General features: G+C 60.1%; 15 protein-coding genes. 10 read left to right on the top strand and 5 right to left on the bottom strand.

Annotated elements, in window-relative coordinates; all coding sequences use genetic code 11:
* Nucleotides 1-91: 91 nt before the first annotated feature.
* From ACRC4F_RS31000 to gap, 5 genes are all read right to left on the bottom strand, one after another.
* Nucleotides 92-694 (bottom strand): biliverdin-producing heme oxygenase, encoded by a 603-nt coding sequence (locus tag ACRC4F_RS31000; protein WP_438662717.1) that lies wholly within the window; start codon nucleotides 692-694, stop codon nucleotides 92-94.
* A gap of 114 nt (nucleotides 695-808) precedes the next feature.
* Entirely contained in the window at nucleotides 809-3373 is a 2565-nt protein-coding gene (locus ACRC4F_RS30995; RefSeq protein WP_438662716.1) for a TonB-dependent receptor, read from the bottom strand.
* 122 nt (nucleotides 3374-3495) lie between these two features.
* A complete protein-coding gene (locus ACRC4F_RS30990) occupies nucleotides 3496-4461 on the bottom strand; it encodes a FecR family protein (protein ID WP_438662715.1) in 966 nt (321 codons plus the stop codon).
* Nucleotides 4462-4583: 122 nt separating this feature from the next.
* On the bottom strand, nucleotides 4584-5102 hold the full coding sequence (locus ACRC4F_RS30985; protein ID WP_109634254.1) for an RNA polymerase sigma factor: 519 nt from the start codon (nucleotides 5100-5102) through the stop codon (nucleotides 4584-4586).
* A 200-nt stretch (nucleotides 5103-5302) separates the two neighbouring features.
* Nucleotides 5303-6304, bottom strand: coding sequence for a type I glyceraldehyde-3-phosphate dehydrogenase (gene gap / locus ACRC4F_RS30980; protein WP_010457403.1), 1002 nt, complete (start codon nucleotides 6302-6304; stop codon nucleotides 5303-5305).
* 220 nt (nucleotides 6305-6524) lie between these two features.
* Here gap and edd point away from each other — a divergent pair, with 220 nt between their 5' ends.
* The 10 genes from edd (at nucleotide 6525) to ACRC4F_RS30930 (ending at nucleotide 19189) form a co-directional block, all read left to right on the top strand.
* Nucleotides 6525-8351, top strand: coding sequence for a phosphogluconate dehydratase (gene edd, locus ACRC4F_RS30975; protein ID WP_438662714.1), 1827 nt, complete (start codon nucleotides 6525-6527; stop codon nucleotides 8349-8351).
* Nucleotides 8348-9298: a glucokinase gene (locus tag ACRC4F_RS30970; RefSeq protein ID WP_438662713.1), complete on the top strand. Its 951-nt coding sequence runs from the start codon at nucleotides 8348-8350 to the stop codon at nucleotides 9296-9298. Before edd ends, ACRC4F_RS30970 begins: the two co-directional genes overlap by 4 nt.
* 123 nt (nucleotides 9299-9421) lie before the next feature.
* Nucleotides 9422-10150: a response regulator gene (locus tag ACRC4F_RS30965; RefSeq protein WP_438662712.1), complete on the top strand. Its 729-nt coding sequence runs from the start codon at nucleotides 9422-9424 to the stop codon at nucleotides 10148-10150.
* Nucleotides 10140-11609, top strand: coding sequence for an ATP-binding protein (locus tag ACRC4F_RS30960; RefSeq protein ID WP_438662711.1), 1470 nt, complete (start codon nucleotides 10140-10142; stop codon nucleotides 11607-11609). Before ACRC4F_RS30965 ends, ACRC4F_RS30960 begins: the two co-directional genes overlap by 11 nt.
* 271 nt (nucleotides 11610-11880) lie before the next feature.
* Nucleotides 11881-13140: a D-mannose isomerase gene (locus ACRC4F_RS30955; protein ID WP_438662710.1), complete on the top strand. Its 1260-nt coding sequence runs from the start codon at nucleotides 11881-11883 to the stop codon at nucleotides 13138-13140.
* A 117-nt stretch (nucleotides 13141-13257) separates the two neighbouring features.
* Nucleotides 13258-14559, top strand: coding sequence for an ABC transporter substrate-binding protein (locus ACRC4F_RS30950; protein WP_438662709.1), 1302 nt, complete (start codon nucleotides 13258-13260; stop codon nucleotides 14557-14559).
* 155 nt (nucleotides 14560-14714) lie between these two features.
* Nucleotides 14715-15623, top strand: coding sequence for a carbohydrate ABC transporter permease (locus tag ACRC4F_RS30945; protein WP_010457390.1), 909 nt, complete (start codon nucleotides 14715-14717; stop codon nucleotides 15621-15623).
* Nucleotides 15616-16461 (top strand): carbohydrate ABC transporter permease, encoded by an 846-nt coding sequence (locus ACRC4F_RS30940; RefSeq protein WP_403107319.1) that lies wholly within the window; start codon nucleotides 15616-15618, stop codon nucleotides 16459-16461. Before ACRC4F_RS30945 ends, ACRC4F_RS30940 begins: the two co-directional genes overlap by 8 nt.
* A 2-nt stretch (nucleotides 16462-16463) precedes the next feature.
* The gene (locus ACRC4F_RS30935) at nucleotides 16464-17624 is read left to right on the top strand and encodes an ABC transporter ATP-binding protein (protein WP_438662708.1); all 1161 of its coding nucleotides are present in this window, start codon (nucleotides 16464-16466) and stop codon (nucleotides 17622-17624) included.
* 218 nt (nucleotides 17625-17842) lie between these two features.
* On the top strand, nucleotides 17843-19189 hold the full coding sequence (locus tag ACRC4F_RS30930) for a carbohydrate porin (protein WP_438662707.1): 1347 nt from the start codon (nucleotides 17843-17845) through the stop codon (nucleotides 19187-19189).
* Nucleotides 19190-19334 lie beyond the last annotated feature (145 nt).

Below are 19334 nucleotides of genomic sequence, written 5' to 3'. Positions count from 1 at the left end.
TGCTCGCGATAGCGGTATCCCAGACAACATTTTTATCGACTGATACACCGCTATCGCGAGCAGGCTCGCTCCCACAGGGGATTGTGGTGTGTCAGGCGGGTTCCGGGGTGTAGGCCTGTTCCAGCAGCACGGTGAAGCGGTTGAATGCAGCAATAGCGGCTTGCTCGATTTCAGCTTCTTCCTGAGCGCTGAACGCCAATGAGTCGAGGGTTTTGACGAAGCTTTTCCAGCCTTCAGCGCGACCGCCAGCCGGTTCGCCGAGATGGCGCGCGCCGAACGTTTCGCTCAGGCCCAGACCGACCGCACGCTTGATCAGGAACGCTGCGCCTAGCTTCGAGCCTTCGGAAACGAACAGCCAACCCAGCGCTTCGGCTTTGGTCGGGTTCTTCACCGCACCGGCAACCGGTGCCGGTACTTCGGTTTCCAGATCTGCGAGGTCAGCCTTGGCCGCTTCAGCCCGGCAACGCGCCGGCAGGTCGGGGACGATGGCCGTCAGCTCGGCATCGTTGTACAGCGACACCAGTTCCGACTGGAACAGATACTGCGCCACCACGAAACGGGCGAAGTTGGCCTGGGTTTCAAACGGTGCGTGGGCTTTGACCAAGGCATCGAGTTTGGTGTGAGGCTCGTTGGTTATCTGGTTCAAGCGTTGCGAACGCAGAGCAGGGCGTTGAGCAGTGTCCTGAGAGGTCATGAGAAATCCTTGAGAAAAAGAGGTGCCTGGTAACGAGACGAATGGGAAGGCGCCGGACAGTAAAAAATCCTCACTGCACCGTATCTATAAAACAGCGCAGTGAGGGGGTCAGCGTCAGATATCCCAGACCAGATTGATCGCGAAGTTGCGGCCCGGTTGGGTCAGGCGATCGAGGTTGGCCGGTTGCGTCACCGAGGCTTCGCCGACGCTGTCGTAGCCGCGCACGTCGTCCCACTGCCAGTATTTCTTGTCGGTCAGGTTGTACAGGCCGGCGTTGACGGTCACGTCGTCGGTCACCTTGTAGAAGCCCGCCAGGTCGAGCACGCCATAACCCGGGGTCTTGAACTGTGTGCTGGTGCCGTCCGGGGTTTTGAAACTGGTGCTGTCGACTCGGGTCTTGCGTTTGACCAGGGTCCAGCTCAACAGGGCGCCGTAGTTGTCCTGGTCGTAGCCGAGGCCGAACACGCCGGTCAGCGGGTTGATGCTGTTCAGCGGCTGACCGTTGTCATCGTTACGACCGTAGAGGTAAGCCACCGAGCCTTGGGTGTAGAGGCCGGTCGGTGCGCCGAAGCTGTCAAGGTTCAAGCGACCCTTGAGCTCCATGCCCTTGATGGTGGCGTGGGCAATATTATTGCTCTGGAACGTGGTCTCGGTGTAGCCGGGGGTGATGGCGTTTTCATCGATGAAGTCGCGGTATTTGTTGTAGAACACCGCCACATCGAACGTGCCGGCGTCGAACTGGCCGCGCAGTCCGGTTTCATAGCTCTTGCTCTTTTCCGGTTCCAGGTCCGGATTGGGCGCGACCTGATAGCCGCCGGCAAGGTTTTCGAAACGACCATACAAAGCCTTGGCAGTCGGTGTGCGGAAGCCTTCGGCGTATTGGCCGTACCAGGTGTAGTTATCGTTGAAGCTGTAGGTGGTGCCGAATTTCGGCGACAGACGATGCCAGGTCTTGGTGCTGTCGCTCACCAGGCCGTTGCCGCTCTGGTCGGCGGTGGCCAGGAACTCGTCGGTGATGTGCGGCTTGAGTTCGGTGTAGTCGTAGCGTGCGCCAGGCAGGAAGGTCCAGTTGCCCCAGCTGATCTGATCCTGGGCGAACAGGCTGTAGCTGTTGATGGTCGGGTCCGGGAAGTCGCTGGCCGGTTGCAGGGTGTCGGCGGCACTCGGCGCACCGATGACCCGGCAAGCACCGGCCACGGTCAGGCACGTGCCGCTGCCGGTACGCAGGCCGGTGACTTTGTCCTGCTTGATGGTGGTGCCATAGGTGACCAGGTGATCGGTGTCGGCGATGGCAAACGCCTTGTCAGCCTGGGCATCGAACACCCATTGGCGATCCTTGTAATTGGTATCGCGGTTACGCAGCACGGTCCGCGATGGCGCGTAGATTTCTTCGGTGCTCTGGTCGGTCTTGGCGATCTGGTAGTTCAGCGACCACTTGATGTTGTCGGCCAGCAGACTGTCCAGGCCAAAGCTGTGCTCCAGGCCGAAACGTTCGCGGGTAACCGTGTCGTTGCCGGTGCGCGATTTATAGAAGCCGAAACCGCGTCCCGCGTTGAACGGGCCGCCGACGGCGCTCAACTGATTGGTGTCACGATCGTCCTTGTAGTGCTCGTAGGTCAGGCCGAAGCGCGCGTCGTCGGCATAATTCCAGCCCAGTTTGGCCAGTACGTTGGTGGTGCGCACGTCTTCGGGGTTGGCTTCGGTGCGGTTCAGGCCGATGCCGCCGGTTTCGCCGTAGGATTCGGTTTCATGGCCGTTGCGTTGGCTCAGGTGCAGTAAGCCGTCGAAGTCACCGGTGCGACCGGCGACCGTGCCGGAGGTCAGCCAGCTGTCATCCGCCGAGCTGTAACCGGTTTTCAGACGTGCGCCGACGTCCTTGCCCGGTTTGATGATGTCGTCCGGGTCCAGCGTGTAGTAGCTGACCGCGCCGCCGATAGCGTTGCTGCCGTACAGCACCGACGCCGGGCCGCGCAGGATTTCCACGCGTTTGACGATCTCTGGGTCGACGTAATTGCGGTTGGTCTGGGCGTAAGGGCCGTTGAAGAAGCTGTCGGGCACTTGTACGCCGTCGACTTGGGTCAGGACGCGGTCACCGTCGATACCGCGGATGTTGTAGCCGGTGAGCCCGGCGCGCTGGCCAGCACCGCCGACCGAGACTCCCGGTTCGTAGCGCACCAGATCCTTGATGTTATTGACGTTGTTGCGGTCCAGGTCTTCGCGGGTCTGGACCGTCACCGTGCTCGGCACGCTGCTCACGTCCTGTTCGTTCCGGGTGGCGCTGATGGTGACCTGATCCAGGTTGAGCGCGCCGCTGTTGCTGCGCTTCTCCAGCACGATGTTGTTACTGCCCAGTTTGCGATAGCTCAGGTTGGTCCCCACCAACAGGCGATCGAGGGCTTTTTCCGGCGGCAACGAACCACGCACACCCGGCGAGGCCACGCCGTCCGCCAGTTCGGCTGGCAAGCCGACTTGCCAGCCTGTCACCGTGGTAAAGGCATTCAGTGCCGAGACCAGCGACTGCTGCGGGATCGCAAACGCGTAATCGCCCATGTTGCGGGTCGGCTGCCCGGCGGCAGTGGCGGCCATCAGCGGCGCGCTGCCGGCCATCAGAATGGCGGCCGTCAGCAACGACAGCACGCGGGAAGGTGAAGAGGACTGGCAGGTATGGCGAGAGGACATCGATAGCGCTCCGTGTCGCACGAATCTTTATAGGTGCTGATTGGCATATCTAGATGCGAATCAATTGCATTGGCTATAACGAGACGAACGAGCTTCGGCTATCGAGTAAAAATAATTCTCATTTAGTTCAGGATCACCAACGCCGGAAATTCCTTCAGGCGTGCCGAGGTGATGTGAGCGAGGGAGCGGACCACGTCCAGCGGCTGGTCGAGACGGTAGTTGCCGGTCACGGCGACGTCGGCCAACTGCTCGTTGTTGTTGATGATCCAGCCCGGATAATAGCGACGCAATTCCGCCAGCACCTGGCTCAGCGGGCAGTTTTCAAACACCAGACGACCCTGGACCCAGGCCAGGTCTGTGGCGGCATCGAGCTTGGCCGGGCGATCAAAACCGTTGGGGCCGATGCGGATGCTTTCTCCGGCGGACAAGCGAATTCGCGCGTCGTCGCGGGTCGCTCGCAAGTCGACGTCCCCACGCTGCACCCGAACCTGTGCCACGCCGTCCAGATAGCGCACGGCAAACGCGGTATCGCGCACGCTGGCCTTGACCGGTCCGGCATCGATTTCCAGTGGCTGGCCGCGATGGGCCGGGACCTCGAAAAACGCCTCGCCCTGATACAGCCGGGCCACGCGCTGCTGATCGTTGATGGTGCTGGAGAACGCCGAGTTGGTATTGAGCAGCACTTTCGAGCCGTCCTCCAGTTGCAGGCGCTGGCGCTCACCGACCACGGTCAAGTGATCGGCCTGGAGGCGCATCGGCAGGTTGCTGAAACTGAACAAACCGAGGATCAGCACCGCAGCTGTTGCCAGCGGTTTCCAGTGCGGACGCAGCCGTGACAGCACCGTCACTTTCGGCGGCCGGGCGGCCAGGCTTTGTGCGCATTGCACCACGTGCGGGCCTTCCCAGATCGCCTGGGCCTTGGCGAACGCTTCGGCATGCAACGGATCGGCGGCCAGCCAGGCATGAAACTGTCGGGTCTGTTCCTCGCTCGGACTGCCCAGCACGATCAGCCAGTCCAGAGCCTGGTCCATCGCGCTTGCGGCATCCCGCGCCGGGGAGGGCGGAGGGGAGCGGTGGGTGTCCGTCACGGTGTTTCCTCGGCAGTGTCTTTGCACGGCTGTTTTATGAGTGAAGCTTGAAAGTGCGCAAGGGTAGCAAAGCCCGAAGGTCAGCGCAGGCGATCCCGGCAGTAGAGAATAAACCTGCAGACTCAGTCCCCGTTTAACCGTTCAGCGACACCGATGCAGATCGCCATGATCAGCTTCAGTTCTTTCTGCACGGTGCTCAAAGAGACGTTGAGCTTTTCGGCGATCTCCAGGTAACTGTGCCCGTGCAACCGGCTGAGGATGAAAATCTGCTGCTGCCGATGGCTGAGTTCACTGAGGCTCACGTTCAAACGCTCCAGCAATTGTTCGGCATGGGCAGCATCCTCGGCGCTGCTGGCGGGAGCGGCGACGCTTTCCACCACGTCCAGCGGCACGTCGTCGAGCATCGTGCGCGACTGAATGCGCCGCGCACGCAAATGGTCCAGCGCCAGGTTGCGGGCGGTCTGGAAAACGAAGGGTTCAAGGTGATCGATGGCCCGTTCACTGAGCGCACGGGTTACTCGCAGGTAGGTCTCCTGCAAGAGGTCTTCGGCGGTGCTGTGATTGTTGACCATCCGCTCCAGCGTGCGCAGCAGGGAGACTCGCTGGGCGATGAAGACGTGATTGAAGCGCGATTGACTCACGGGAGGACCTGATCCATTTCGAACGAATGATAATGCTTATCATCCGCTCGAGTGGTCAAGTATTGATTTGTGAGTTACCTGTAATGCACACCAAACGTTGCTCGCGATCGCGGTGTATCAGCAAACATCAAAGTCGGCTGACACGCCCTCATCGCGAGCAGGCTCACTCCTACACAGAGGATCCCCACAGGGATGTCCGGTTATTCAGCGTTGCACAGCGCCAGGCAGTTATCGAGCATGCGGTTGGAGAAACCCCACTCGTTGTCGTACCAGGCCAGTACCTTGAGCAGTTTGCCGCTGGACTTGGTGTGGTTGGCATCGAAGATCGACGACAGCGGGTTGTGGTTGAAGTCGCTGGAAACCAGCGGCAGGGTGTTGTAGCCGAGAATCTTCGAGTGCTGGCTGGCTTCTTTGAGCAGCGCATTCACTTCATCGGCCGATGCTTCGCGCTTGAGCTGCACGGTCAGGTCCACCAGCGATACGTTGATCACTGGAACACGTACCGCCATGCCGGTCAGTTTGCCCGCCAGTTCCGGCAGCACCAGGCCGACCGCTTCAGCGGCGCCGGTCTTGCTCGGGATCATGTTCTGGGTGGCCGAACGGGCGCGGTACGGGTCGGTGTGGTAGACGTCGGTCAGGTTCTGGTCGTTGGTGTAGGCGTGGATCGTGGTCATCAGACCGCTTTCGATACCGAGTTCGCGGTGCAGCACCTGGGCCACCGGGGCCAGGCAGTTGGTGGTGCATGAGGCGTTGGAAATGATCTGGTGCGATTGGCGCAGAATGTCGTGGTTAACCCCATAAACCACGGTGGCGTCGGCGCCTTTTGCCGGTGCCGAGATGATCACTTTGCGCGCGCCGGCCGTAATATGCGCGGCGGCTTTGGCACGGTCGGTGAACAGACCGGTGCATTCGAACACGACATCAATCTTTTCTGCGGCCCAGGGCAGCTCGGCCGGGTTGCGAATGGCACTGACCGCAATACGGTCGCCATTGACGGTCAGGCTTTCCTGATCGTGCTGGACATCGGCGTCGAACGTGCCGTGAACAGTGTCGTACTTGAGCAGATGAGCGTTCATCGCGCTGTCGCCCAGGTCATTGATGGCAACGATCTGCAGGTCTTGGCGGTAGCCTTGGGTATACAGTGCGCGGAGGACGTTGCGGCCAATTCGGCCAAAACCATTGATTGCGATTCGAAGAGTCATTTAACAGGGCCGCCGTCGTTTTGTTGTTGGAATTACAAGATTATTCGCATAAAAATAGAAAACAAGCCTTTTTAATGGCAATATTTTGTTCAATCTACAACGAGTGACCTGAATCAACTGGTCCGACCGATCAAGAAAACCGTCTGTCATCCCATCGACACCGGCTCTTGCTCAGCATAGACAATCAGGTCGCCACATCCGTTAGCCTGGAGTTCTACACATGCATCCCCGCGTAATTGAGGTCACCGAACGGCTTATCGCCCGCAGCCGTGCAACCCGTGAGGCTTACCTTGCGCTCATTCGCGGTGCGGCCACCGACGGTCCGATGCGCGGCAAGCTGCAATGCGCCAACTTCGCCCACGGCGTAGCCGGTTGCGGCACCGAAGACAAAAACAGTCTGCGGATGATGAACTCCGCCAACATTGCGATTGTTTCGTCATATAACGACATGCTCTCGGCGCATCAGCCGTACGAAGTCTTTCCCGAACAGATCAAAAAAGCCCTGCGCGAGATCGGCTCTGTCGGCCAGTTCGCCGGCGGCACTCCAGCAATGTGCGATGGCGTGACCCAGGGCGAGCCGGGCATGGAACTGAGCCTGCCAAGCCGCGAAGTGATCGCGCTGTCCACCGCCGTGGCGCTGTCCCACAACATGTTCGATGGCGCGCTGATGCTCGGCATCTGCGACAAGATCGTGCCGGGCCTGATGATGGGCGCGCTGCGTTTCGGTCATCTGCCGATGATCTTCGTACCGGGCGGACCGATGGTCTCCGGCATTTCCAACAAGCAGAAAGCCGATGTGCGCCAGCGCTATGCCGAAGGCAAAGCCTCACGCGAGGAGCTGCTGGAATCGGAAATGAATTCCTACCACAGCCCCGGCACCTGTACTTTTTACGGCACCGCCAACACCAACCAGCTGCTGATGGAAGTCATGGGTCTGCACTTGCCGGGCTCTTCTTTCGTCAACCCGAACACGCCATTGCGCGATGCCCTGACCCGCGAAGCGGCGCATCAGGTCACGCGCCTGACCAAACAAAATGGCAACTTCATGCCGATCGGTGAAATCGTCGATGAGCGTTCGCTGGTCAACTCCATCGTGGCGCTGAACGCCACCGGCGGCTCGACCAACCACACCCTGCACATGCCGGCCATCGCGATGGCTGCCGGTATTCAATTGACCTGGCAAGACATGGCCGACCTCTCTGAAGTCGTGCCGACCCTGAGCCACGTCTACCCGAACGGCAAGGCCGACATCAACCACTTCCAGGCGGCGGGCGGCATGTCGTTCCTGATCCGCGAACTGTTGGAAGCCGGCTTGCTGCACGAAAACGTCAACACCGTGCTCGGCCATGGCCTGAGCCGCTACACCCAGGAACCGTTCCTCGATAACGGCGAACTGGTCTGGCGCGAAGGCGTGACCGACAGCCTCGACGAAACCATCCTGCGCCCGGTTTCGCGTGCGTTCTCGCCAGAAGGCGGACTGCGCGTGATGGAAGGCAACCTCGGTCGCGGCGTGATGAAGGTTTCCGCCGTCGCATTGGAAAACCAGATCGTCGAAGCACCGGCAATGGTGTTCCAGGATCAGCAGGATTTGGCCGATGCGTTCAAGGCCGGTTTGCTGGAGAAGGATTTTGTCGCGGTGATGCGCTTCCAGGGCCCGCGCTCCAATGGCATGCCGGAACTGCACAAGATGACGCCGTTCCTCGGCGTGCTGCAGGATCGCGGCTTCAAAGTGGCGCTGGTAACTGACGGGCGCATGTCTGGTGCGTCGGGGAAAATCCCGGCGGCGATTCATGTCAGTCCCGAAGCTTATGTCGGTGGTGCTCTTGCGCGTGTGCAAGAGGGCGATATCATCCGCGTCGATGGCGTCAAAGGCACCCTGGAGCTTAAGGTGGACGCCGAAGAATTCGCAGCGCGCACGCCGGCCAAGGGCCTGTTGGGCAATAACATTGGTACCGGTCGCGAGCTGTTTGGTTTCATGCGCATGGCCTTCAGCTCCGCAGAGCAGGGCGCCAGCGCCTTTACTTCTGCCCTGGAGACGCTTAATTGAAACTGGCTTTGGTCGGTGACATCGGTGGGACCAACGCACGTTTCGCGTTGTGGAAAAACCAGCAGCTGGAAGCGATCCAGGTGCTGGCGACGGCCGACCACGCCAGCCCGGAAGAGGCAATTGCCCTCTACCTGAGCGGGCTGGGTCTGGCGTTGGGCTCGATCGGCTCGGTGTGCCTGTCGGTGGCCGGCCCGGTGAGTGGTGACGAATTCAAGTTCACCAACAATCACTGGCGGCTCAGTCGCAAAGGGTTTTGCAAGACTTTGCAGGTCGATCAATTGTTGCTGGTCAATGATTTTTCGGCGATGGCGCTGGGCATGACCCGTTTGCAGCCAGACGAGTTTCGGGTGGTCTGCGAAGGCACGCCGGAACCGTTGCGACCGGCCGTGGTGATTGGTCCGGGCACGGGCTTGGGTGTTGGCACCTTGCTGGACCTGGGCGAAGGCCGTTTCGCCGCGTTGCCGGGGGAGGGCGGTCACGTCGATTTGCCCCTGAGCAGCCCGCGTGAAACGCAACTGTGGCAACACATCTTCAACGAGATCGGGCATGTCAGCGCTGAAACCGCGTTGAGCGGCAGTGGTTTGCCGCGGGTTTACCGAGCGATTTGTGCGGTGGACGGTCATGAGCCGGTGCTCGATACCCCGGAGTCGATTACCGCTGCCGGTCTGGCCGGCGATCCGATTGCGCTGGAAGTGCTGGAGCAGTTCTGCTGCTGGCTCGGCCGTGTCGCTGGCAACAACGTGCTGACCACGGGTGGACGCGGTGGCGTGTTCATCGTCGGCGGGGTGATTCCACGGTTTGCCGATTTCTTCGTTGAAAGCGGCTTTGCCCGATGCTTCGCTGACAAGGGCTGCATGAGCGATTACTTCAAAGGCATCCCGGTGTGGCTGGTGACGGCGCCGTATTCCGGTTTGATGGGTGCAGGGGTAGCGCTCGATCAGACCTGAAATGCGATCAATGTGGGAGCGAGCCGGCTCCCACAGTGGTTTTCCACAGTTGTTTCTGTGGTGTTTGTAGGTTCTGTGGTTCAGGCATAATCCGCCCAATTCAAACAACAAGGACGCCGCCCCGTGAGCTCAGTCAGGTCGATTTTGTTGGTCGATGACGATCAAGAGATACGCGAGTTGCTGGACACCTACCTGACCCGCGCCGGTTTCCAGGTCCGTACCACGCCCGATGGTGCAGGCTTTCGCCAGGCAATGAACGAAGCGCCGAGCGATCTGGTGATCCTCGACGTGATGCTGCCGGACGAAGACGGTTTCAGCCTCTGCCGCTGGATCCGCCAGCACCCGCGTCAGGCGCAGGTGCCGATCATCATGCTCACCGCCAGCTCCGATGAGGCCGACCGCGTCATCGGCCTGGAACTGGGCGCCGACGACTATCTCGGCAAACCCTTCAGCCCCCGTGAATTGCAGGCACGCATCAAGGCCTTGTTGCGCCGCGCGCAGTTCGGTCAGGAACGTTCCGGCGGTGAAGTGCTGGCGTTCGATGACTGGCGGCTGGACATGGTCAGTCACCGGTTATTCCACATTGACGGCGAAGAAGTGATTCTCTCCGGCGCTGATTTTGCGCTGTTGAAACTGTTCCTCGATCACCCTCAGGAGATCCTGGATCGTGACACCATCGGCAACGCCACCCGTGGCCGCGACCTGATGCCGCTGGATCGCATCGTCGACATGGCGGTCAGCCGTCTGCGCCAGCGTCTGCGCGATACCGAAAAGCCGCCGCGCCTGATCCGCACCGTGCGCGGCAGCGGCTACCAATTGGCAGCCCATGTGGTTGCCAGCAATGGTCACTGAGTTTTTCCGCCAGCTCGCCGCCCGCGTGCCGGTACCGCGTTCGCTGCTCGGGCGCATGTTGCTGCTGACCCTGTTGGCGGTGCTGTTCGCGCAGACGTTGTCGAGTGTGATCTGGGTCTCGCAATTGCGCGCAACTCAGCTGGAAGGGCTGGTGACCAGCGCCCGCAGCCTCGCCCATTCGATGACGGCCAGCGTCAGTTACTTTCGCTCGCTTCCTGTCGCGTTTCGTCCCTTGGTACTCGACCAGTTGCGCAGCATGGGCGGCACCCGTTTCGTGGTGACCCTCAACGACAAGCCACTGGGCATGGAAGTGCTGCCAATCACCCCGCGCAAGGAAGCCGTGCTCAAGGCGGTGGATCAGGTGTTGCGCGAATCTCTGGGGCAAGACACGGACATCTCGGTGACCTTTGTCAGCCCCGAAGACCTGCGGATCTTCAACAGCGGGCTGAAACTTGATGAATTACCCCGCTCCTGGGCGCATTACGCGCTCACGCTGGAGCCGGTCAACCCACCCGTGCTGGTCACCCAAATCCAGATGGCGCCGGGCGAGTGGCTGTACATCGCCTCCCTGTTGCCCGAGCCCTACACCAGTCTTGAAGAGCAGGGCCTGCCGGCGCAGCAGGTCTGGTTCATCGTGCTTACCAGCGGCTTCTTGCTGTTGTTCATCGGCCTGCTGGTGCACTGGCAAAGTCGTCCGCTCAAGCGCCTGGCGCGGGCGGCGCGGGACATGTCCCTCGGTGCTGACGTCGAGCCGGTGGCCGAGGGCGGCGGCAGTGAAGTGGTCGAAGTTGGACGCGCCTTCAATGCCATGCGCGAGCGCATCAGCCGCTACCTGACCGAGCGCAGCCAGTTGTTCAGCGCCATCTCCCACGACTTGCGCACACCGATCACGCGCTTGCGGTTGCGGGTCGAATTGCTCGAGGACGAAAAGCTGCAAGCCAAGTTTGGCCGGGATCTGGATGAGCTGGAGCTGCTGGTCAAGGGCGCACTGCAATGCGTGAAAGACACTGACATCCACGAAAATATCGAGCCGGTGGATCTTAACCATGTGCTCGATTGTCTGGTGGAACCGTATCTGGCGCCCAACGGCAATGGACGCGTGACTCAGCAAGGCCGGGCGCTGGCGGCTTATCCGGGGAAACCGCTGGCGCTCAAGCGCTGCATCGGCAACCTGATCGACAACGCGTTGAAGTATGGGCAGAACGCGCATTTGCATATCGATGACGACGAGAGCGCCTTCATCCTGCATGTCGATGACGAAGGCCCGGGCGTGCCGGAGCAGCGGATGGAGCAGGTGTTCGAACCGCACTTCCGGTTGGCCGGGCAGCAGCAGGGTTATGGGTTGGGGTTGGGGATTGCGCGAAATATTGCGCATAGCCATGGGGGGGAGGTCAGCCTGCAAAACCTGCGTGAAGGCGGCTTGCGGGTGACGTTGCATTTACCTCGTTCGATCGATTGACGCAGACCCCTGTGGCGAGGGGATTTATCCCCGTTGGGTGGCGTAGCCGCCCCAAAAATTGCAATTGCGATGTATCAGGTATGCCGAGTGCAATGGTTTCACGACTGCTACGCAGCCGAACGGGGATAAATCCCCTCACCACAGGTCATCACCCGCCACAGAATCTGAGTGAATGTCACAGCTCGGTGACATAGCTCGCCCCCTTCGTTACAAGCCCACCCCCGCCCGTTGTTTAGACTGCCCCCAGTCAAAACAACAAAAAAGGCACCCCATGGACACCTTCCAACCTGCGTTCAGCAGTTGGCTCAACGCACCTGCCCACCAGCAATGGCTCGCCGCCGAAGGCCTGCGCCTGCTGGCATTTGCCAAGGCTTCCAAGCTTGCCGAAGGCTTCGGCAACCTCGATGAAAAGGGCCGACTCCCGGTCAACGCCCAAGCTGAAACCATGAACACCGCACGCATGACCCACAGCTTCGCCATGGCGCACATCCAGGGTTTGCCGGGTTTTGCCGAACTGGTCGATCACGGTATCCAGTCACTCAGCGGTCCGTTGCGCGATGCCGAACACGGTGGCTGGTTTGCCGTAGCGCATCATCTCGACGGCAACACCGGCAAGGCTGCGTATCTGCATGCTTTCGTTGCGCTGGCCGCCAGCTCCGCAGTGGTCGCCCAACGCCCCGGCGCCCAAGCGTTACTCGATGATGCGATCAACATCATCGACACGCATTTCTGGAGCGAGGAGGAGGGCGCGATGCGCGAATCCTTTGAACGCGACTGGAGCGCTGAAGAAGCCTACCGCGGCGCCAACAGCAACATGCACGCCACCGAAGCCTTCCTTGCGTTGGCGGATGTCACCGAAGACAACCGCTGGTTATGCCGCGCTCAACGCATTGTTGAAAGAGTGATCCATGTCCACGCCGCGGCCAACGACTATCTGGTGGTCGAGCATTTCGATCGCGACTGGCAGCCGCTGCGCGAGTACAACCACGACAACCCGGCCGATGGTTTCCGCCCCTACGGCACCACGCCGGGCCACGGTTTCGAATGGGCGCGGCTGTTGCTGCACCTCGAAGCCGCGCGAGTCCAGGCCGGGATGCTCACACCGGGCTGGCTGGCCACCGACGCGCAAAAACTCTTCGACCACAATTGCCGTCATGGCTGGGAAATCGACGGTGCGCCGGGGATTGTTTACACGCTGGATTGGGACAATCGCGCGGTGGTTCGTCACCGCCTGCACTGGACCCATTGCGAAGCCAGCGCCGCCGCCAGCGCGCTGCTCAAACGCACCGGCGATATGCAATACGAAACCTGGTACCGGCTGTTCTGGGAATTCTGTGACAGTCATTTCATCGACCGCTGCGATGGCAGTTGGCACCATGAACTGGATCCGCAAAACCGCCCGAGCGCTGATATCTGGGCCGGAAAACCCGATCTGTATCACGCCTGGCAAGCCGTCCTGATTCCGCGCCTGCCGTTGGCGCCGAGCATGGCCACTGCCTTGGGGCAGTTGTCCCAGAGCGCTCCTGTGTAACCATGTGGTGACATTCACGCGTCCCTTCGTTACCTGCGAAGGGATAACTCCTGTTTAAAATCCTATGCAGCGCAAGCACCAGACTTGCATGCATAACAACAAGAAAGGTAATTCTAGATGAATGCGATTTCTCGCCTCGCTACTGTCATTTCTCTTGCCTCATTGCTCCCTATCTCTGCATTCCCTGTCAGTGCGCTTGCCGCCGATTCCAAAGGTTCGGTAGAAGTCGTTCACTGGTGGACCTCCGGTGGCGAAAAAGCGGCCGTCGATGTGCTCAAGGCCCAAGTCGAAAAAGACGGTTTCACCTGGAAGGACGGTGCAGTCGCCGGTGGTGGCGGTGCTACGGCCATGACCGTACTCAAGAGCCGCGCCGTGGCCGGTAACCCACCGGGCGTAGCGCAGATCAAAGGTCCGGACATCCAGGAATGGGCGTCTACAGGTCTGCTCGACACCGACGTCCTGAAAGACGCCGCCAAGTCCGAGAAGTGGGACAGCCTGCTCGACAAGAAAGTCTCCGATACCGTGAAGTACGAAGGTGACTACGTGGCTGTGCCGGTGAACATTCACCGCGTCAACTGGCTGTGGATCAACCCGGAAGTCTTCAAGAAAGCGGGCATTGAAAAAGCCCCGACCACCCTTGAAGAATTCTACGCAGCCGGTGACAAGCTGAAGAAAGCGGGCTTCATCGCCCTTGCCCACGGCGGCCAGCCTTGGCAGGACAGCACCGTGTTCGAAGCGGTGGTCCTTTCGGTCATGGGCGTCGACGGCTACAAGAAAGCCCTGGTCGACCTGGACAACGCTGCACTGACCGGTCCTGAAATGGTCAAGGCGCTGACCGAGCTGAAGAAAGTCGCGACCTACATGGACGCCGACGGCAAAGGCCAGGACTGGAACCTGGAAGCGGCCAAGGTCATCAACGGCAAGGCCGGCATGCAGATCATGGGTGACTGGGCCAAGAGCGAATGGACCGCAGCCAAGAAAGTCGCCGGCAAGGACTACGAGTGTGTAGCGTTCCCGGGCACCGACAAGGCCTTCACCTACAACATCGACTCCCTGGCCGTGTTCAAGCAGAAAGACAAGGGCACTGCTGCCGCGCAGCAGGACATCGCCAAGGTCGTGCTGGGTGAGAACTTCCAGAAAGTCTTCAGCATCAACAAGGGCTCGATCCCTGTGCGTAACGACATGCTCGCCGACATGGGCAAGTACGGTTTCGACTCCTGCGCCCAGACCGCCGCCAAGGACTTCCTGGCGGACGCCAAGTCCGGCGGACTGCAGCCGAGCATGGCGCACAACATGGCGACCACGCTGGCAGTACAGGGCGCGTTCTTTGATGTGGTGACCAACTTCATCAACGACCCGAAAGCCGATCCGGCGACTGCCGCCAAGCAACTCGGTACCGCCGTCAAAGCGGCCAAGTAATGCTTGGCCTGTAGGAGCCGGCTTGCTGGCGATAGCGATGTGTCATTCAACGCAGATGTCGACTGACACACCGCCTTCGTCGGAACGCCGCCCGCAGCAAGCCGGTTCCTACAGGCGACCTGCTGAATTCTCTCTTTCTCGTACTGGATTTTCCCATGAGTTCTGTTGCTGTGTTCAGCAAGGCCTCGCCGTTCGATGCACTGCAACGCTGGCTCCCAAAACTGGTGCTGGCGCCGAGCATGTTCATCGTTCTGGTGGGCTTCTATGGCTATATCCTGTGGACGTTCATCCTGTCGTTCACCACCTCGACTTTCCTGCCGACTTACAAATGGGCAGGCCTGGCGCAGTATCAGCGGCTGTTCGACAACGACCGTTGGTGGGTAGCGAGCAAGAACCTGGCCGTGTTCGGCGGCATGTTCATCGGCATCACCCTGGTGATCGGTGTGCTGCTGGCAGTGTTTCTTGATCAGCGCATTCGTCGCGAAGGTTTCATTCGCACCATTTACCTGTACCCGATGGCGCTCTCGATGATCGTCACCGGTACCGCGTGGAAATGGCTGCTCAACCCGGGCATGGGCCTGGACAAATTGTTGCGGGACTGGGGCTGGGAAGGCTTTCGCCTGGACTGGCTGATCGACCCGGATCGCGTGGTGTATTGCCTGGTGATCGCTGCCGTATGGCAAGCCTCGGGCTTCATCATGGCGATGTTCCTCGCCGGTCTGCGTGGGGTTGATCAATCGATCATCCGTGCCGCCCAGATCGATGGTGCGAGCATGCCGCGCATCTACCTGAAAGTGGTGTTGCCGAGCCTGCGCCCGGTGTTCTTCAGCGCCGTGATGATCCTCGCTCACATCGCGATCAAGAGTTTCGACCTGGTGGCGGCAATGACCGCCGGTGGCCCGGGTTACTCCTCCGACCTGCCTGCGATGTTCATGTACTCCTTCACCTTCAGCCGCGGCCAGATGGGCATGGGCTCGGCCAGTGCGATTCTGATGCTCGGTGCGATTCTCGCAATCATCGTGCCTTACCTGTACTCCGAGCTGAGGACCAAGCGCCATGACTAGTTTCTCTGCCAAACCTTCCATCAGCCTGAGTCGCATCGCGATTTACGGTGTGCTGATCCTGGCCGTATTGCTTTACCTGATACCGCTGGTGGTCATGTTGTTGACCAGTTTCAAGACACCGGAAGACATCAACTCCGGCAACCTGCTGAGCTGGCCAACCGTGGTCAGCGGCATCGGCTGGGTCAAGGCCTGGGGCACGGTGGACGGGTACTTCTGGAACTCGATCAAGATCACCGTCCCGGCGGTACTGATCTCCACCGCCATCGGTGCGCTGAACGGCTATGTGTTGTCGATGTGGCGCTTCCGTGGCTCGCAGTTGTTCTTCGGCCTGCTGCTGTTCGGTTGCTTCCTGCCGTTCCAGACCGTCCTGCTGCCGGCCTCGTTCACCCTCGGCAAGATGGGCCTGGCGAGTACCACCACGGGCCTGGTGTTCGTGCATGTGGTCTACGGCCTGGCGTTCACCACGCTGTTCTTCCGTAACTACTACGTCAGCGTTCCCGATGCGCTGGTGAAGGCAGCGCGGCTCGATGGCGCGGGTTTCTTCACCATCTTCCGCTTGATCATCCTGCCGATGTCCACCCCGATCATCATGGTCTGCCTGATCTGGCAGTTCACCCAGATCTGGAACGACTTCCTGTTCGGCGTGGTGTTCTCCAGCGGTGACTCGCAGCCCATTACGGTGGCGCTGAACAACTTGGTCAACACCAGTACCGGGGCCAAGGAATACAACGTTGATATGGCGGCGGCGATGATCGCCGGGCTGCCGACCCTGCTGGTCTATGTGGTCGCAGGCAAGTATTTCGTGCGCGGGCTGACGGCCGGCGCAGTCAAGGGGTAATCATGGCTACGCTCGAACTTCGCAATGTAAACAAGACTTATGGCCCCGGCCTGCCGGACACCCTCAAGAACATCGAACTGTCGATCAAGGACGGTGAGTTCCTGATCCTGGTCGGACCTTCGGGTTGCGGCAAGTCGACCCTGATGAATTGCATCGCCGGCCTGGAAACCATCACCGGCGGCGCGATCATGATCGGTGATCAGGACGTCAGCGGCATGAGCCCGAAAGACCGCGACATCGCCATGGTGTTCCAGTCCTACGCGCTGTACCCGACCATGAGCGTGCGCGAGAACATCGCCTTCGGTTTGAAGATCCGCAAAATGCCCGCTGCCGACATCGAAGCGGAAGTGGCGCGGGTGGCCAAGCTGCTGCAGATCGAACACCTGCTCAACCGCAAGCCCGGACAGCTCTCTGGCGGTCAGCAACAGCGTGTGGCCATGGGCCGCGCCCTGGCGCGTCGGCCGAAGATCTACCTGTTCGACGAACCGCTGTCCAACCTCGACGCCAAGTTGCGCGTCGAGATGCGCACCGAAATGAAACTGATGCACCAGCGCCTGAAAACCACCACGGTCTACGTGACCCACGACCAGATCGAAGCGATGACTCTGGGCGACAAGGTTGCGGTGATGAAGGACGGCATCATTCAGCAGTTCGGTACGCCGAAAGACATCTACAACAACCCGGCCAACCTGTTCGTGGCGAGCTTCATCGGTTCGCCGCCGATGAACTTCATCCCCCTGCGTTTGCAACGCAAGGACGGTCGTCTGCTGGCACTGCTCGACAGTGGTCAGGCGCGCTGCGAATTGCCAATGGGCATGCAGGACGCCGGCCTTGAAGACCGTGAAGTGATCCTCGGCCTGCGCCCGGAACAGATCGTGCTGGCGAACGGCGAGCCCAATGGTTTGCCGACCATTCGCGCCGAAGTCCAGGTCACCGAACCGACCGGTCCCGACACCCTGGTGTTCGTCAATCTCAACGAAACCAAAGTCTGCTGCCGCCTGGCGCCGGACGTCGCGCCGAACGTGGGCGAGACGCTGACCCTGCAATTCGATCCATCGAAAGTGCTGTTGTTCGATGCCAAGACCGGGGAGCGCCTGGGGGTGGCCGGTCTGCCGAAAGCCGAAAGCCACAGCGCCAACGTTACCCAGTTCAAAGGCCGCTGAAGATCAATGTGGGAATGGGGTTGTGTGGGAGCTGGCCTGCCAGCGATAGCATCAAATCGGTTCGACGTTGAACCGAGTCGTTTGCATCGCCGGCAGGCCAGCTCCCACAAAAGCCCGCTCCTACAGGGGGATATGCGGTGAGCGGCCTGTTGCTCTCCGCACCTGATGTAACCGCGTTAAATAAAAACAGTTAATAACAATAAAACGAGGATGTAGGGATGAAGAAGAAGAACAACGCTCAGCTTATCTGCCAGTTGTCAGCAGTAGCGGCAATGATGCTGGCCGGCAGTGTGCATGCAGCTGATGCGTTCAGCGCCGATTCCGAATGGATGACCGGCGATTGGGGTGGCGAGCGGACCAAGCTGATCGAGCAAGGTATCGACATCAAGATGGACTACGTCGGTGAAGTGGGCGGCAACCTCCACGGCGGCTTCAACGATGACAAGACCGCGCGTTACGCCGACCAGTTTGGCCTGGGTGTGGCGCTGGACCTGCAAAAACTCTGGGGCTGGGATAACACCCAGGCCAAGGTCCAGTTCACCAACCGTAACGGTGAAAACATTTCCAATGACCGTGTCGGCGACCCGCGTGCCGGCACCTTGAGTTCCTCCCAGGAAGTCTACGGTCGTGGCCACATGGTCCGTCTGACCCAATTGTGGATCAAGCACCAGTTCCTCGACGGCAAGCTGGACGTCAAGGCCGGTTACTTCGGCGAAGGTGAAGACTTCAACACCTTCCCTTGCGAGTTCCAGAACCTGGCGTTCTGCGGTTCCCAGGTGGGTAACTGGGCGACCAACATCTGGTACAACTGGCCGATCAGCCAGGCCGCGATCCGTGTGAAGTACAACATCTCGCCTGAGTGGTATGCGCAGATCGGCGCGTACAACCAGAACCCGTCGCAACTGGAGCACGGTAACGGCTTCAAGCTCAGCGGCAGTGGTACCAAGGGCACTGTGTTGCCGGTGGAACTGGTCTGGTTGCCTAACCCTGGCAACCTGCCGGGCGAATACCGTGTCGGTTACTACAAAAGCACGGCCAATGCCGATGACGTCCGCGAAGATGCCAACGGCGATGATGCGGCCACCAGCGGTAACGCCTATCGCAGTCACGATAGCAAGCACGGTTACTGGTTCGTGGCGCAACAGCAACTCACCAGCCACAACGGTGACAAATCTCGCGGCCTGAACATTGCTGCCAACGCCACGTTCCACGACAAGGACACCAACTTCGTCGACAACTACCAGTCGCTGATGCTGGTGTACAAGGGCCCGTTCGATGCACGTCCGAAGGATGACTTCGGGATCGGCGCCGCGCGTATCCATGTCAACGATGACGTGAAGAAAAACTCCGAACTGGTCAACGCTGCCAACAATGTCACGGACTATCAGGACCCGCTGTTCGCGCCACTGCGAAGCACCGAGTACAACTACGAAATCAACTACGGCTTCCACGTCACCAACTGGCTGACCGTGCGTCCTAATCTGCAATACATCACTCACCCGGGCGGTGTGGATGAAGTCGACAACGCGCTGGTGGCCGGTCTGAAAATTCAGTCGGTGTTCTAACGCTGTTGCGATAAGCTCTTCTCTATGTGCGCATTTTTGCGGACAGCCCTGGCTGTCCGCTTTTTTTTGTGTGGGGTCAATGAGGACCTGTGGCGAGGGAGCAAGCTCCCTCGCCACAAAAAGGGCTATTCAAGTTGTTTGGAAG

It is taken from the genome of Pseudomonas sp. (assembly GCF_051660785.1).
Classification (GTDB): domain Bacteria; phylum Pseudomonadota; class Gammaproteobacteria; order Pseudomonadales; family Pseudomonadaceae; genus Aquipseudomonas.
This window is presented reverse-complemented; position numbering and strand designations above follow the sequence as displayed.